Here is a 14,660-nt window from a genome sequence, read left to right on the forward strand (position 1 = left end):
CAGAGCGCGGGACCGGCCGGGGACAGGCGGCTCAGAGCACGGGACCGGCCTGGAACGGGCCCTTCAGAGCACGGGGTCGAGCAGTCGGGCGAACCGGGCGGCGACGAGCTCCCAGCCCCACTCCCGGGTGACCCACTCGCGCCCGCGCTCCCCCAACGTCCGGGCCCGTTCCGGGTCCCGCAGCAGGTCGACGAGGGCCCCGGCCACCTCGGCCGGGGAGGTCCCGTCCACGACCAGGCCGGTCTCCCCCCGCAGCACCGCGTCGGGGGCCCCGCCCGACGAACCCGCCACCACCGGCAGCCCGCTGGCGGAGGCCTCCAGGTAGACGATGCCGAGTCCTTCCACGTCGATGCCGCCGAACCTGGTACGGCAGGGCATGGCGAACACGTCGCCGGCGGCGAGGTGGGCGGGCAGCGCCGCCGACGGCACCGGCCCGATGATCCTGACCGAGCCCGCCACCGGCCGGGCCAGCCGCTCCAGGGTCCTGCGGTACGGCCCACCGCCGACGATCAGCAGTACGGCGTCCGGCACCGCGCGCAGCACGCGCGGCCAGGCCCGCAACAGGACGTCCTGGCCCTTGCGGGGGACCAGCCGGGACAGGCAGACCACGACCGGCCGGTCCCCCAGCCCCAGCGCCGCGCGCACCTTCTCCCGGCCGGCGTCCGGATGGAACACGGCGGTGTCGACGCCCGGCGCGAGCCGTACCAGCTTCTCCTCGGGGATGACGCGGGCCAGTCTCTGCCGGGTGTACTCCCCCAGATAGGTGACCACGTCGGCGTGGCCGCCGATCCTGGCCAGCAGGGGGCGGGTGAGCGGGACCTGCGTCCAGGACGCCTCGTGGCCGTGGGTGATCATGACGACGCGCCGCACCCCGGCGGCACGCACGGCGGGCGCGAGCAGGCCGAGCGGGGCCGCCGCCCCGAACACCACCGTGTCGCACCCGAACTCGGCGACCAGCTCCACGGCCCGGCGGGCGACCGCGCGGGTGGGCAGCATCAGCGAGGTGGCATGCCGTACGACGGGATACGGCCGGCCGGCGTCGAAGCCGTCGCAGCCGGGCCACCGAGGAGCGTAGACGACCACCGAGTCCGGCGGGCGGCCGGCGGCGAGACCGTGCACGAACGACTGGATGCCGCCGGCCCGGGGCGGGAAGTCGTTGGTGACGATCAGCGCCCGGCTCACGGCTCCCGCATGCCGTTCAGCAGTGCCCATGAGCGTGCCATCGCGATGCGCTCGGGCGCCGTGGGATGCGAGCCGTAGAGGACGTACTCGAAGACGTCCGGCGTCAGATCCGAGATGTTGGTCACGGACAGCCTTCTCTGCATGGAGACGAACACGGCCGGATCCCTGGTCAGGTCCAGCGCGTGCGCGTCGGCGCGGGCCTCGATCTGCCTGCTCACCACGTTCTGCGCCGGGCCGGACAGGAACGTGGCCAGGCTGAGCAGCCCCACGAGCAGCCCCACCGCCTTCGGATCGGCGACCGAGGCGACCCCGGTGCGCCGCCGCAGGGGCTCCCACGACGTCAGCAGGTAGAGCAGGCAGGCCCCGCAGGCCGCGCCCAGGCCGCCGACGAGTGTGCCGTACAGCACGTCACCGGCCTTGGCGTGGCCCAGCTCGTGCGCGACCACCAGCTCGACCTCGTCCGCGGGCGCCCGGAGCAGCGTGTCGTAGACCACGATCCTGCGGGTCGCGCCGAACCCGGACACGTAGGCGTTGAGCGCGGTGGTCCGCCGCGAGGCGTCGGCCACCAGGACGTCCTCGACGGGCACCCCGTCGCGGGCGGCCATGGTGAGCAGGTCGTCGCGGAGCTGTCCGGCGGCCATCGGCGTGAAGTCGTTGAAGACCGGTTCGATCAGCACCGGATAGGCGAAGGAGGCGACCACGGTCAGCGTGAACGCGCCGACGGCGGCGGGGATCCACCAGCGCCGGTAACGGCGGGCCAGCGCGACCAGCGCGAGCACCATGATCGCGGTCAGTGCGGTCCCGATGCCGAGGTTCTTGATCCGGTCGGTGCTCCACGACAGCCAGTCCTGGGTGGACAGGCCGTACGCGCGCAGCTGGGTCTCCGACCACATGCCCAGGGGCCAGCGCAGGACCGCCACCGCCACCGAGAGCACGAGGACGCCCAGCAGCACCCTCAGCCACCACGGGCCCCTCAGCCGGCCGGCGAGCCGCGCGCCCAGCGGGGTGCCCACCAGGACCCCGGCCGCCACCAGGGTCAGGCCGAGCGAGAGGTAGGCGGGCGCGCTGACCGCGGCGTCGAAGGCGCCGGCGCGGGCGATCTGGCCGGGGGTGAAATCGCGGGCCGGGTCCGGGACGACGGACGGGGCGGAGGCGGGCAGCGCCCGCCAGGGGGTGGTGAACGCCACGACCGCCAGCGTGACCACGCCGAGGGCGGCCAGCGCCCACCCCGCCGCCCGGCTGCGCGGGCGCGTCTCCGTCATGGTCTGCGTCATGCCAGTTCCTCCCGGAGGTGGTCACGCCAGGCGGCGGTGAGCTCCGCCTGCGACAGGCCGAGCGCGCTGCCGACATCGCTACCGTAGAGCCTCACCAGTGCCTTCTCGCCGAAGCGCTCCGCGATGTAGCGGCAGGCGAGCCACGCCTCCTCGTAGGCCTGTGCGAGCCTGGGGGCACCGGGGGCGAAGTCCGCGGCCACCGGGAGCCGGGCGGGCAGCAGCCCCGCGCGCACCTCCTGGGCCAGCTCGGCGGCGGCCTCGCGGACCCCGATCCCGGAGTCGCGGTATCCCACGTAGTCGGCGAAGCCCTCCGACAGCCACATCGGCACCCGGCCGCCCCTGGTCGCGCCGGTGGCCACATGCGTGAGCTCGTGGGCCACCACCACGTCCCGGCCCGTCCCGGTGAGCCTCGCGTAGCCCGACGGCAGGACGATCACCCGGTCGGAGGTGGCCATCGCGGCCAGCCCGCGGGTGCTTCCGGCGCCCGCGAGTTCCGCCGCCTCCGCGTCGGTGGCGGGGAAGAGGATCACGGCCCGGACCGGTCCCCAGATCCGCCCGACGGCACGGTGCGCGCGGTCGGCACAGGAGGCCAGGTCACGGAGGCGGGCGGGCGGGACATGGTGGCCGATCACGACGGAGTGCTCACCGCGGACCACGGTGGCGGCGCCCGGCCACGGGCCGTGCGTCTCCCGCGACGGCGGCTCCGCCCCGGTGAGCAGGCCGGCGCCGATCAGCGCCAGCATCCCGGTGAGCACGGCGCGGCGCCCTCTCGGGACGGACACAGGGATCGATGCTACTCGACGGACATGGAGCGGCCCCGCCCGTCCACGGAGGAGACGCCGCCGGCAAAGTAAACGATCAAGGCGATGCTCAGAGCAGACCGGGCTCGGGGAAAAGGCCCTGGAGATCGTGGCGTCAGGTGACGGCCGGGTTGCGTTGATCAGCGGGGGCGTTCAGCAAGGCCGCCGCCGAGCGGTGGATCTTCGTCAGTGCGCTGAGGAGATGTTCGCGTTCGGCATCGGTGAGGTCGGCGGTGACCTGCTCTTCGAGCAGCCGCCGTTCCTTTTCGATGGGGGCTTGCAGGGCGCGTGCGGCGTCGGTGAGCCACAGTCGGACCAGCCGGTTGTCCCGGTCGTCGCGGCGCCGGGTGAGCAGGCCGGCCGCGGCCATCCGGGTTGCCGCCTTGACCACGTTGGGGGTGGTGACGTTCAGCATGGCGGCGACCTCGCCCGGAGTGCGGCCGTCTTGCCGCCACAGCACCGCGAGCAGGTGATCTTGCCCCAGGTGCAGCCCGTGCCGCCGTACGGCCGTCTCGGCCGCCGCCCGCAGCGCCTTGGACATCTTGCTGTGCAGGTCCAGGAACTCGGGCACGTCGAGACCTCCGGTGACGCCAGGGTGCGGTTGACGGTAGATCGTGTACCGGTTAACGTTCTTCTCGTTCGTTAACCGGTACACGATTTAGGGATCTTCATGATACTCGTCACCGGCGCCACCGGGAACATCGGCCGCGAGCTCGTCCACCAACTGGACGAGCTCGGCGTGACGTTCCGCATCCTGGTCCGCGACCCGGCCCGCGCCGCCACGCTGCCCGAGCGGGCCGAACGCGTCGTGGCGGACCTGAGCGACCCGGCGACGCTGCCGCCCGCCTTCGCCGGAGTCGACCGGCTGTTCCTGCTCACCCCCGGCATCGGCCTCGACCACACCAGGCACGCCGTGGCCGCCGCCCAGACCGCAGGGGTGCGCCACATCGTGCACCTGTCCTCGTTCAACGTGCTCGGCGACCCCATGCCCGCCATGGGTCGCTGGCACCACGAACGCGAGCAGGCCATCCGGGCCTCCGACATCCCGGCCACCTTCCTGCGGCCCGGCGGCTTCATGACCAACGCCTTCGACTGGCTGCCCACCATCCGCGAGGCGGACTATGTCCTCGATCCGGCCGGCCCCGGCCGGTACGCGCCGATCGACCCCGCCGACATCGCCGCCGTCGCCGCCCTGGCGCTGACCGGCGACGGCCACCAAGGCCAGGAGTATGTCCTCACCGGCGAGGAGCTGTTCACCGTCACCGAACAGGTCGAGATCCTCGCCGCGGCGGTCGGCCGGGACATCGCGGTCCGGGCAGTGACCACCGCAGAGGAGGCCGTCGCCTCCCGATTCCCCCAAGGGGCACCTCCGGCGCTGGCCGAGGCCATCACCGAGGGGTTCCACCTCATGCGCGCCGACACCGCCGGATTCCGCACCGACACCGTGGAGCGCCTGCTCCAGCGCAAGCCCCGCACCTTCGCCGCCTGGTGCGCACGCAACGCCGACGCCTTCCGGACCGGCTGAACCGCACGTCCGCATCTCGGCGACCGTCGACCCACGCCTCGCTGCGACGTCGGCAAGACCGTCGCACGCGGCCGCACCCTCACAGCGCTACAAAAATCCGGAGGACAGAAGAACAAGCTCAGCGGTGCAGCCGGATCGGCATACGGCTCCACACACGGAACGGCCTCGCGATCACGCCAGTGATCACGAGGCCGTTTCCGTTGATCTACTTCGCCAACGGTGTCTCCACGGAGGGCGGACTGGGCCGATTTCCTCGGTCTAGCCGCCGGGACGGACCGCGCCGGCGAAGGAGGACCTGTAGTACCCCTTCAGGCTCACGGTCCGGACCGTCTTGCCGCTGCTCGGCGAGTGCACCATCTTGCCCTTGCCGACGTACATGCCCACGTGGCCCTTGCCGTAGAAGAACATCAGGTCGCCGGGGCGCAGGCTGCGCCACGAGACCTTCTTCCGGACGGCGCGGTACTGGCTGGTCGTGATCCTGGGGAGGGTCACCCCAGCCTTGCGCCACGCGTACTGGACGAGCCCGGAGCAGTCGAACGCGCCGGGACCGGAGGCTCCCCACCGGTACGGATCGCCGATCTGCTTCCTGGCCGCCGAGACCGCCTTACCGGCCTTCACCTTCTGCAGTGCGGCCCTGCTCAACGTGGTCTTCTTGGCCTTCGCCTTCTTGGCGCTGCTGCGCGCCGCGGTGCCGGCGGAGGCCTTGACCGTGCTCTCAGCCTGAGAGCCGGTGCTTCTGACCTGGAGAGTGGGCCCGGTGTCGGCCGTCGCCTGTGCCGTTGTGGATCCCAGTACGACCGCTCCCGACGAAGCGGCCAGTGTGAGTACGGCACCGCCCAGGGAAAGGCGGGCAAGGCGCGACAGACGGGGGTTACGCAGGGTGGTAGACAGGATTTCTCCTTGGGACTTCCACTGATGCCTACCGGGTTAGCTGACGGATTCGGGCAGGGAAGTCGCCCTACGGCATGACATATGCCGATTCACCCCTGGCCTTACGCGAAGGCCTTTGGGTCCCCGGTTCCGTGCCTCCTGGCTGCACGGATTCGGCAGGCCGCCGCCATGGGGATCAACCCCTTAGGGGAGCAGCGGCCAATTGGATTTCTAGCGCGATGCCTACTCCGGAGAGCAGTCACACAATGCGGTGACATGGCATGTCACCGCGCCGCCAGAAGTTACCGCGAACCAAAAATTTCGGCAAAGCAATGCCATGAATATGGAGATCGGTAAGCCCCTTCCCGGCCTCTTGATCACCGCGTGATATGCGGCTCCCCCATTGGGCTATGACTCTCGTCACATTCACTGCATCAAGATCTAAAAGCACATTACTTCTGTAACTTTCATCACATTGGGTGTGATCTTTGTTTTCCGGTTTTTGATCTTTGTTTCCCGGCTCGTAGAACGACCGGCATCGCCCCGCCAAGGGGCGCCTTGGGATACCCCGGAGCTTCGGCGAAGTCGGTTGAGCGGCTGTTGATCATGTGAGGCGGCGAACGGCCGGGGATCGCCCGGAGCCCGCCGTCATCGGTACGCCCCCGCGTTCGGACCGCCGCGGTGCGCCGGGAGACGACCGCGGCGTCCGACGGAGCGGATCGGTGCCGCCGCACGGCGGAGCCGGCCGGCAGCGCGGGTCCCGCGAGGCCGGGGCCGTCGCGTCGTCCCCGGGAAGCCGTCTCTCCCGGCGCCGGGTCTCTCCGCGACCGGACAGGCCATGCGCCCCGAACCGGGGTGGCGGGACTTCGACGTCGACCGGCGCGGGGTCAGCCCGCGCTCCAGGGCGGCGTCAGCCCGCGATCGCCGGCGCCTGACCCGAGCCGCCGGCTGGACGGAGTCGCCAGCTGGACGGAGTCGCCAGCTGGACGGAAGCGGTCACGATGGGCGGGCACCGGCCGCCCATCGGCTCCGTCGCCGACGCCGCCACAGCGGCGCTCGGCGGCGCCGGGACCGGCATCGTGCCGGTGTGACCTACGGGCGGACGGCTCCGACCACGCGGCGGCCGTAGGAGGACAGCGGGACGACCTTGACCACGTCTCCGGTCTGGGGGGCGTGGACGACCTTACCGTTGCCCGCGTACATGCCCACGTGGCCCAGACCCTCGCTGAAGATGAGGTCCCCCGCCTGGAGTTCGCTCATCGACACCTTACGGCTCGCACCCCAGCTCCACTGCTCCCAGGTCGTGCGGGGGAGGCTGACACCGCCGCTGCGCCAGGAGGCCTGAATGAGGCCCGAGCAGTCCCAGCCGCTCGGTCCCGTGCCACCGTACCGGTACGGCTTGCCGATCTGCGCGAAGGCGAAGCTCAGCGCGGCCCTGGCGTTGCCCGAGGCCGGGCCGTTGTACTGGAGCCCGGTGCTGTTGGGGTTTCCCGGCTGGAAGGCGTTGAGCTTGTTCAGCAGGCGGGTCTGCTCCTTCACCATCTTGTCGGCCTTGGCCTTCGCGTCGGCCAGGTCGTCGCGCTTCTCGTCGGCCTCCGACAGGGCCACCTTGGCCTTGTCGCGGTTGTCGCTCAGCGCCTTGTTCTCCGCGTCGAAGGCGTTCAGCGCCAGGGCCCGGGAGGCCGACATCTGATCGGCCGCGGCCATGCCGCTGAGCAGCGTGACGGGGTCGGGCAGGTTGACCAGGCCCTCCCAGCCGCTCACGCCGCCGAGCTGGTAGGAGCTCACAGCCATGGTGATGAGCTCCTTGCGCAGCCCGGCGACCTTGGCGTTCCGGCGAGTGAGGTCGGCGTCCAGCGTCGCGTACTTCTTCCGGGCCTTCTTCAGGTTCTCGCCGGCCTGGTTGTACTTCTCAACGATCTTGTCGGCCTGGTCGTTGAGCTTCTCCAGCCTCTTCTTGGCCGCGGCCGCGGTCGGTTTCGGCTCCGCGAGCGCACCGCCGACCGGTAACAGCAGGAACGCGAGAGCCAACCCTGCGGCAATCGGCATCCGCCCGAACCCAACCGGCATACCCGCCACGGCCACGCTGCCGCCTCCCCAGTGCAAAGACCTGGGCGGAATAGTACAGAACAAGTAAGGATCAGCTCACCTTTTTGGCCGTTTTACCCTTTAGGAGCAGGTGGCGATCCCGCAGATCTTCGCGGTCATCCTGGTGGCGTCCCGCAGCTGGTCGGCCCAGTCCCGCCCGACCGGCTTGGCGTACTCCCCCGCCCGCAGGTAGACCAGCACGGCGTTGCCCCTGCGGACGAGCACGGTCCGGTCCCCGCCCACGCCGGCCTTCGCGCCGTAGTAGATCTGCCCGGAGACCTTCAGAGCCTCGTCACCGAGCCCGGTCACGGCCGTGGAGGCGTAACGGTAGGCGGAGCCGCCGTCCTTCCTGGAGCCGCACGCGGACAGGGCGGCACGGACCTGGGACACGGCCCGCGCGGCGCTCGCCTGCGAGCCGTACAGGAGCACCTGTTCGACTTTCATGAAGTCCGGCACCCCGGTGAAGGTCACCGTCCGCGCGGCCACCCGGCCGGTCCTGCCGGGGGCGTTCCTGCCGCACGGGTCCAGCGCGAACCGGGTCTTCAGCGAGTCGCTGACCTTCCAGTTCGTCTGGGGGTCCGCGTCCTTCGTGGCCGCGGCCCTCTCGGACAGCAGGAAGCCCCGGGGGATCCCGGGAGCGGCGGCGGCCGTGGCGGCGACGAGGGCGGCACAGGACAGCGCGACGATCTTCTGCATCGAATCAACCTCCAATGTGATCCGATGCACCATAAGCCCGGAAGGTCTATCCCCGCCCGAGACGCCGCAGAAGCAAGACCGAAGGGACCGGTCGCGCCCCCATCCGGCGCACCGAGTCGGCCACCTCGCGATCGGAGGAGACGACCGCGACGGCACGGCCGGCGGGCTCGGCGCGGACCAGCTGGCGGATCAGGTCGTCGGCGATCTGGTTGGGAGCGCTGAACATCACCCGGACCCCCCGGGGAGCCGACACCGGGACCGGGGCGTTCAGCTCGGCGCCGTCGAAGACGCAGGTCAGCTCGGTGCGGGTCTGCGCGTAGAGCGCGCCCAGGCCGGTGAGCAGGCGGTTGCGCTGGTCGGCGAGGGTGAGTGAGCCGTAGCCGGTCTTGGTCACGTTGTAGCCGTCCACGATCAGATGGATCTGCGGCAGCGCGAGCAACTGGTCGAGGAGCACCGGGTCGTCGTCGGCGAGGGCCCTGGCCGGCACCGCCTGGACCCCCTGCCTGCCGGGAGCGACCGAGGCCACCGAGTCGGCGGGCCTGCTGATGCTGGAGGGCAGGGCGAGCTCTCTGCGCAACCCCGCGGCGGCGTCCTGGAGCGCGTCGAGCAGCATGCGGACCTTGGTGTCCTCCACGCTGCGGCCCTCGCGTGCGGCCCTGCGAGTGGCCTCCAGCTGCCGCTCGGCGTCGGCCAGCCGGTCGCGCAGGCGGCGCAGCTCGCTCTCCCCCGCGCTGCCCGCCGACGCGGCGGCGGCCCTGATCTCCTGGGCGGCCTCTTCCACCTCGGCGGCCCGCGCGTCGGCCGCCTTGGCCCGCTCGCGGGCGTCGTGCAGCTTACGGCGCAGGTCGGAGATCTCCGAGCGCGCCACCTTGAGCTGCTCGCGCAATCGGTCGGACTCCTCCTTGGCCGAGGTCTTCTGCCCGGCCAGCTGCTCGCGCAGCCGGTTGAGGGTCTGCTCCTGCGCCGTGCCCTCGGCCGCGGCGGCCGACCGCTCCAGGTCCGCGCGGGCCGCCTCCACCATCTCCGCCCAGCTCGGCGGCCGGGTCAGGTAGGCGGCGGCGGCGACCAGGACGGGCTCGGCGGCCGGCGGCACGATGCCCTCGGCGAGGCTCGTCACCAGCTCGGGCCAGCCCGTGCTCAGGGTCTCGGCGACGAGCTCCCGGAACTCCTTGTCACTCTCCAGCTGGGCGGCGATCGGAGCACTACCCAGTTTGGCCCGTTTACGAGGATCGAATTTCGCGATCCCTCTGAGCGGCAGGGGCACCGTGGTGGCGGGCATCGACCCGAGAACCTGGGATGCCAGCTCCACGACATGTAAGCGAACCTGCTCGGGCAACGGACGAGACAGGCCTTCTCCGGCTGAACTCATCACGGCCCCTACTCGGATTGGTCTTCACATCAAGGGTACGGCTACCGCACCCCGACCCGGACATGACCAGAAATCATGCTTTTACCGGGCATAAAGGTGAACTGTATGGGGATAAGTTGTGATCTTAGGTATAAGACCGCCTCCGGCGACAGGTGACCCATGCCGTTCGGGAGCGAGCCGGGCATGATCGGCATGCGGGAGAGCGCACCGGTCCGTGACCGTCGCGGCGACCGGTGCGCCGGGGACCGGAATGTTAAATGTCAGTCAAGGCTCCTATGGTCTGAGTCGTGGATTACGCCGTGCAGGGAACGCTGGACGAGCTCGGCACACCGCTCAGCCGGCTCACGTTCGTCGTGTTCGACCTGGAGACCACCGGGGTTTCGGCGGGTGAGCACGCGATCACCGAGATCGGGGCGGTCAAGGTCAGGGGCGGTGAGGTCCTGGGGGAGTTCGCCACCCTGGTCGATCCCGGGTCGCCGATCCCGCCTTTCATCTCGGTGCTGACGGGCATCACCGACGCCATGGTCGTGGCGGCTCCGAGGATCGAGTCGGTGCTGCCGTCGTTCCTGGAGTTCGCCGAGGGCACCACCCTCGTGGCGCACAACGCCGGGTTCGACCTGGGGTTCCTCAAGTCCGCCTGCGCCGCCCACGGCTACCCCGCGCCCACCCATCCGGTGGTCGACACCGTCGTGCTGGCGCGCAAGCTGCTGACCCGCGACGAGGCACCGAACTGCAAGCTCGCCACGCTGGCGCGGATCTTCAGCAGGACGGAGCCGTGCCACCGCGCGCTCGCCGACGCCCAGGCCACCGTGGACGTGCTCCACGCGCTGCTGGAGCGGGCGGGCTCCTTCGGGGTGCACACCCTGGAGGAGTTGAAGGGCTTCGTCCGCGCGCCGACGCCGGAGCAGCGCCGCAAACGGCACCTGGCCGACACGGTGCCGACCGGCCCCGGCGTCTACGTGTTCGAGGACGAGCGCGGCGACCCGCTCTACGTCGGCAAGAGCACCAATCTCCGCAGCCGCGTGCGCAGTTACTTCACCGCCAGCGAGACCCGGCCCCGGATCCGCGAGATGATCGGCATCGTCGAGCGGGTCAGGCCGATCGTCTGCGCGACCGCGTTGGAGGCCGAGGTCAGGGAACTGCGGCTGATCGGCTCGGCCAAACCGCGCTACAACCGCAGATCCCGTTTCCCGGAGAAGATGGTCTGGCTCAAGCTCACCGACGAGGCGTTCCCCCGGCTGTCGGTCGTCCGCGAAATCAGGGACGACGGTGCCGGCTACCTGGGACCGTTCACCAGCGCCCGGGCGGCGGAGGACGCCCGCACCGCGCTGCACGAGGCGATCCCGCTGCGGCAGTGCACCGAGAGGATCACCCCGCGCACCCGGCGCTCCGCCTGTGCTCTCGCCGGGCTCGGCAGATGTGGAGCGCCGTGCGAGGGCCACCAGAGCGTCGAGGAGTACGGCCTGCACGCCACGGCCGCGCGACGGGCGATGGAGCTGGACGTCACCCCGGTCTTCTCGGCCGTCCAGAAGCGGATGGAGCGGCTGGCCCTCGACGAGCGCTACGAGGAGGCCGCGGCCGACCGCGACCGGCTCGCCTCCTACGTCCGCGCCTCCGCCCGCATGCAGCGGCTGCGGGCGCTGACCGTGATCCCCCAGATGGTCGCGGCCTCCCCCGCGGCGGGCGGCGGCTGGCAGATCCACGTCGTCCGGCACGGCCGGCTGGCATCGGCCGGGGTGATGCCCCGGGGCGCCCATCCCACCCCGTTCGTGGACGCGTTGGTGGCCACCGCCGAGACCGTCGTACCGGGACCGGGCCCCGTCCCCGCCGCCAGCGCCGAGGAGACCGAGTGCATCCTGCGCTGGCTGGAGACCCCGGGGGTGCGGCTGGTGCAGGTGGACGGCACCTGGAGCCTGCCGATCGACGGCGCGGGGCGGCTCAAGGCCCGCCTCGACCGCGCCTACCGGTCCTCCGAACCGCACCAGGCGCGTGAGGGCCGCCCGACGCGCTGATAGCTTCAGAGCCTGCAAGCCGTACTCAACGAGGAGGAAGCTCGTGGTCACCGCCATCGTGCACATCAACGCCGAGGTGGACCGGATTCCCGAGGTCGCCCAGACGATCGCCGAGATCGACGGGGTGAGCGAGGTCTACTCGGTCACCGGGGAGTACGACCTGATGGCCATGGTCCGCGTCTCCGCCTACGAGGAGATCGCCGAGGTCATTCCCGGGCGGATCAACAAGGTCGAGGGTGTGCTGCGCACCGAGACGCACATCGCCTTCCGCACCTACTCCCGGCACGACCTCGACGCCGCCTTCTCGATCGGTCTCGGCGAGTCCGACTGACGTCCGCGCGCGGGCCGCGGAGTCTGCGGAGCAGGCGCCGGCGGTCCCGGGCGAGTGCCACGACGACCAGGCAGAGACCGGACAGCACGGACAGCGCCAGGAGGAGCGGCACCGGCTCGGCCGGGAGGGCGACACGCCACATGAGCGCGATCCAGGGCGGGCCCGCGCTGCCCGCATCCCCTCACGGGCGGATCCTCCATCCGCCCGTGAGGGGAGAGCCGAGGTCAGCGCTGCTTCAGCGACCGGCTGATCTCGACCCAGCGGTCGAGGGTCGTGGCGGCGGCGCCGGAGTCGACGGCCTGGGCGGCCCGCGCGTAGCCGGCGGACATGGCCGCCTCCAGGTCCTCTCCGACGCCGTCGAGGGCGACCAGCGCGGCGGCGGCGTTGAGCAGCACCGCGTCACGGATCGGACCGGTCCCGCCCTGGAGCAGGTCGTGCACGGCCCGGGCGTTGAACGTGACGTCCCCGCCGCGCAGCGCGTCGGCCGGGGATCTGGGGATGCCCAGCGCGGCCGGGTCGAGGACGGTCCGCGTGGCGGTGCCCTCGCGGACCACCCAGACCGTGGAGGTGGTGGCGGTGGTGAGCTCGTCCAGCCCGTCGTCGCCCCGGAAGACCAGCGCCGACACTCCGCGTTCGGCGAAGACACCCGCGACCACGGGGAGCATGCCCGGATCGAAGATGCCGATCGCCTGCGCCTGGGGGCGGGCCGGGTTGGTCAGCGGGCCCAGGAAGTTGAAGACCGTCGGGATGCCGAGCTCTTTGCGCGCCGGACCGACGAAGCGCAGCGCCGGGTGGTAGAACGGCGCGAAGCAGAAGGCGATGCCGGCCTCCACCGCGACCTGTGCCGTGCCGGCGGGAGGCAGGTCGAGCACGACCCCCAGATGCTCCAGCACGTCGGCGGCGCCGCACGAGGAGGAAGCTGCGCGGTTGCCGTGCTTGACCACCCGCGCGCCCGCGGCGGCGGCCACGATCGCGGCCATGGTCGACACGTTGACGGTGTGTGCGCGGTCGCCGCCGGTGCCGACGATGTCGACGACGGGGCCCTCGACCGACAGCGGGACGGCCCGCTCCAGCATCGTGCGCGCCAGTCCGGTCACCTCCGCGGGCGTCTCCCCCTTCGCTCGCAGCGCCACGGCGAAGCCGGCGATCTGCGCGGACGTGGCCGAGCCGGACATGATCTCATTCATCGCCCAGGCGGTCTCGTCCGCCGTCAGGTGCTCGCCGGCGATCAGGGCTGTCAGCAGCGCGGGCCAGGTGGTGCGCGCGTCCATGGGGGTCTCCTGGGTGTTTACCGGGCGGGCAGACGGGTGGAGAGGCGACGGCGCATCAGGTCGGCGACGGTGTCCGCCAGGACCACCGGGTCGATCGGCTGCGGCACGACGGCCTCGGCTCGGGACCATTCGGCCAGCCATCGGTCGTCCCGGCGGGCGATCAGCAGGCAGATCGGCGGGCAGTCGTGGACCTCGTCCTTGGCCTGGCGGGCCACACCCATGCCACCGGCCGGCTGGGCCTCGGCGTCGAGCACGGCGACGTCGATCTCACCGGAGTCGAGGTGCTGGACGACCTTCGCGTGGGTGGCGCACTCCACGATCTCCACGAGGGGCACGTCGGCGGCGGGACGCCGGCCGATCGCCTGCCGCACCTTCTCGCGGGTGCTCGCGTCGTCGCTGTAGACGAGGACCCTCATCTTGTCGTCGGTGCTCACGGTCGCGCTCACTATCCCTTGTCGATGTATGGTCACCTGGGATGGTACCGGTCACCTGGCCCGAGGACCCAGGCCGGAGGCTCCAGCGAGAAAAATGCCCCGTATATCCAGTTTGAATGGACATTTGAGGTCTCTACTGGGGGGTCGTGCGGCGACCCGAGCTGGAGAGCCGCAATAATGCTGGCGTGGCGACAGCATCCGCAATCTCAACGACGACGACAGCACATTCGTCCCGCCGGCCCGATCTGGTCAGCGTGGGGACGATCGTCTGGCTGTCCTCCGAGCTCATGTTCTTCGCGGCGCTGTTCGCGATGTACTTCACCATCCGGTCAGTGAGCCTCGGCCAGGGCCTGCCCTGGCCCGAGGCCGATTTGAACGTCAAGTTCTCGCTGGTCAACACGATCATCCTGGTCCTGTCGAGTGTGACCTGCCAGATGGGCGTGTGGGCGGCAGAGAAGGGCCAGGTCGCCAAGCTGCGCTTCTGGTACATCGTCAGCTTCCTGATGGGCGCCGTGTTCGTCGGCGGCCAGCTGTACGAGTACAGCCAGCTGGTCCATGAGGGGCACACCCTGTCGCACTCCGCGTACGACTCGGTGTTCTACCTGACCACGGGCTTCCACGGCCTTCACGTGACCGGTGGACTGATCGCGTTCCTGTTCATGCTGGGACGCACGTACGCCGCGAAGCGCTTCACCCGTGAGCAGGCGACCAGCGCCATCGTCGTGTCCTACTACTGGCACTTCGTGGACGTGGTCTGGATTGGCCTTTTCGTGACCATCTACGGCATTCATTAAGGAATCGGGGATCT

General features: G+C 70.9%; 14 protein-coding genes and 1 riboswitch. Of the genes, 4 read left to right on the forward strand and 10 right to left on the reverse strand.

The genetic code is table 11. From position 1 onward, the window contains the following. Nucleotides 1-63: 63 nt before the first annotated feature. The 4 genes from OHA77_RS07915 to OHA77_RS07930 form a co-directional block, all read right to left on the reverse strand. A complete protein-coding gene (locus tag OHA77_RS07915) occupies nucleotides 64-1,182 on the reverse strand; it encodes a glycosyltransferase family 4 protein (protein ID WP_406317123.1) in 1,119 nt (372 codons plus the stop codon). Next, entirely contained in the window at nucleotides 1,179-2,456 is a 1,278-nt protein-coding gene (locus tag OHA77_RS07920; protein ID WP_406317124.1) for a M48 family metallopeptidase, read from the reverse strand. The genes OHA77_RS07915 and OHA77_RS07920 overlap by 4 nt, the downstream gene beginning before the upstream one ends. Continuing rightward, complete coding sequence (locus OHA77_RS07925; protein ID WP_406317126.1) at nucleotides 2,453-3,238, reverse strand: hypothetical protein; 786 nt, start codon at nucleotides 3,236-3,238, stop codon at nucleotides 2,453-2,455. The genes OHA77_RS07920 and OHA77_RS07925 overlap by 4 nt, the downstream gene beginning before the upstream one ends. Before the next feature lie 133 nt (nucleotides 3,239-3,371). Next, on the reverse strand, nucleotides 3,372-3,827 hold the full coding sequence (locus OHA77_RS07930) for a MarR family winged helix-turn-helix transcriptional regulator (protein WP_406317128.1): 456 nt from the start codon (nucleotides 3,825-3,827) through the stop codon (nucleotides 3,372-3,374). Between the two features lie 99 nt (nucleotides 3,828-3,926). Here OHA77_RS07930 and OHA77_RS07935 point away from each other — a divergent pair, with 99 nt between their 5' ends. After that, nucleotides 3,927-4,781, forward strand: a complete 855-nt coding sequence (locus OHA77_RS07935) for an NAD(P)H-binding protein (RefSeq protein WP_406317130.1) — start codon at nucleotides 3,927-3,929, stop codon at nucleotides 4,779-4,781. 258 nt (nucleotides 4,782-5,039) lie between these two features. Here OHA77_RS07935 and OHA77_RS07940 read toward each other — a convergent pair whose 3' ends face one another. From OHA77_RS07940 to OHA77_RS07955, 4 genes are all read right to left on the reverse strand, one after another. Then, complete coding sequence (locus OHA77_RS07940) at nucleotides 5,040-5,423, reverse strand: C40 family peptidase (RefSeq protein ID WP_326821286.1); 384 nt, start codon at nucleotides 5,421-5,423, stop codon at nucleotides 5,040-5,042. 259 nt (nucleotides 5,424-5,682) lie between these two features. Beyond that, nucleotides 5,683-5,840, reverse strand: a riboswitch (cyclic di-AMP (ydaO/yuaA leader). A gap of 903 nt (nucleotides 5,841-6,743) precedes the next feature. Then, nucleotides 6,744-7,700: an NlpC/P60 family protein gene (locus OHA77_RS07945; protein ID WP_406317132.1), complete on the reverse strand. Its 957-nt coding sequence runs from the start codon at nucleotides 7,698-7,700 to the stop codon at nucleotides 6,744-6,746. 120 nt (nucleotides 7,701-7,820) lie between these two features. Further along, on the reverse strand, nucleotides 7,821-8,435 hold the full coding sequence (locus tag OHA77_RS07950; protein ID WP_406317133.1) for a hypothetical protein: 615 nt from the start codon (nucleotides 8,433-8,435) through the stop codon (nucleotides 7,821-7,823). A 46-nt stretch (nucleotides 8,436-8,481) separates the two neighbouring features. Continuing rightward, nucleotides 8,482-9,744 carry an NYN domain-containing protein gene (locus OHA77_RS07955; RefSeq protein WP_406317134.1) on the reverse strand — a complete coding sequence of 421 codons (1,263 nt, stop codon included), beginning with the start codon at nucleotides 9,742-9,744 and terminating at the stop codon, nucleotides 8,482-8,484. A gap of 347 nt (nucleotides 9,745-10,091) precedes the next feature. Here OHA77_RS07955 and OHA77_RS07960 point away from each other — a divergent pair, with 347 nt between their 5' ends. Continuing rightward, nucleotides 10,092-11,816, forward strand: a complete 1,725-nt coding sequence (locus OHA77_RS07960) for a DEDD exonuclease domain-containing protein (protein WP_406317136.1) — start codon at nucleotides 10,092-10,094, stop codon at nucleotides 11,814-11,816. Between the two features lie 43 nt (nucleotides 11,817-11,859). Then, the gene (locus OHA77_RS07965; protein ID WP_326821280.1) at nucleotides 11,860-12,147 is read left to right on the forward strand and encodes an Lrp/AsnC ligand binding domain-containing protein; all 288 of its coding nucleotides are present in this window, start codon (nucleotides 11,860-11,862) and stop codon (nucleotides 12,145-12,147) included. A gap of 224 nt (nucleotides 12,148-12,371) precedes the next feature. Here the strand turns inward: OHA77_RS07965 and trpD are convergent, their stop codons facing one another. Together trpD and OHA77_RS07975 are read right to left on the reverse strand one after the other, a co-directional pair. Beyond that, nucleotides 12,372-13,418 (reverse strand): anthranilate phosphoribosyltransferase, encoded by a 1,047-nt coding sequence (gene trpD / locus OHA77_RS07970; RefSeq protein ID WP_326821279.1) that lies wholly within the window; start codon nucleotides 13,416-13,418, stop codon nucleotides 12,372-12,374. Nucleotides 13,419-13,435: 17 nt separating this feature from the next. After that, complete coding sequence (locus OHA77_RS07975) at nucleotides 13,436-13,834, reverse strand: hypothetical protein (RefSeq protein ID WP_326827044.1); 399 nt, start codon at nucleotides 13,832-13,834, stop codon at nucleotides 13,436-13,438. A gap of 263 nt (nucleotides 13,835-14,097) precedes the next feature. Between OHA77_RS07975 and OHA77_RS07980 the strand changes: the two genes are divergently transcribed. Beyond that, complete coding sequence (locus OHA77_RS07980) at nucleotides 14,098-14,646, forward strand: heme-copper oxidase subunit III (RefSeq protein WP_326827043.1); 549 nt, start codon at nucleotides 14,098-14,100, stop codon at nucleotides 14,644-14,646. Nucleotides 14,647-14,660: the final 14 nt, after the last annotated feature.

Source organism: Streptosporangium sp. NBC_01639 (genome assembly GCF_045209755.1).
Lineage (GTDB): Bacteria > Actinomycetota > Actinomycetes > Streptosporangiales > Streptosporangiaceae > Streptosporangium.

Excerpts from the sequence above, each read along its gene's own strand:
- OHA77_RS07975 (WP_326827044.1), bottom strand. The coding sequence starts at position 13,834 with ATGAGGGTCCTCGTCTACAGCGACGACGCGAGCACCCGCGAGAAGGTG.
- OHA77_RS07935 (WP_406317130.1), top strand. The coding sequence starts at position 3,927 with ATGATACTCGTCACCGGCGCCACCGGGAACATCGGCCGCGAGCTCGTC.
- OHA77_RS07945 (WP_406317132.1), bottom strand. The coding sequence starts at position 7,700 with ATGCCGATTGCCGCAGGGTTGGCTCTCGCGTTCCTGCTGTTACCGGTC.
- trpD (WP_326821279.1), bottom strand. The coding sequence starts at position 13,418 with ATGGACGCGCGCACCACCTGGCCCGCGCTGCTGACAGCCCTGATCGCC.
- OHA77_RS07920 (WP_406317124.1), bottom strand. The coding sequence starts at position 2,456 with ATGACGCAGACCATGACGGAGACGCGCCCGCGCAGCCGGGCGGCGGGG.
- OHA77_RS07950 (WP_406317133.1), bottom strand. The coding sequence starts at position 8,435 with ATGCAGAAGATCGTCGCGCTGTCCTGTGCCGCCCTCGTCGCCGCCACG.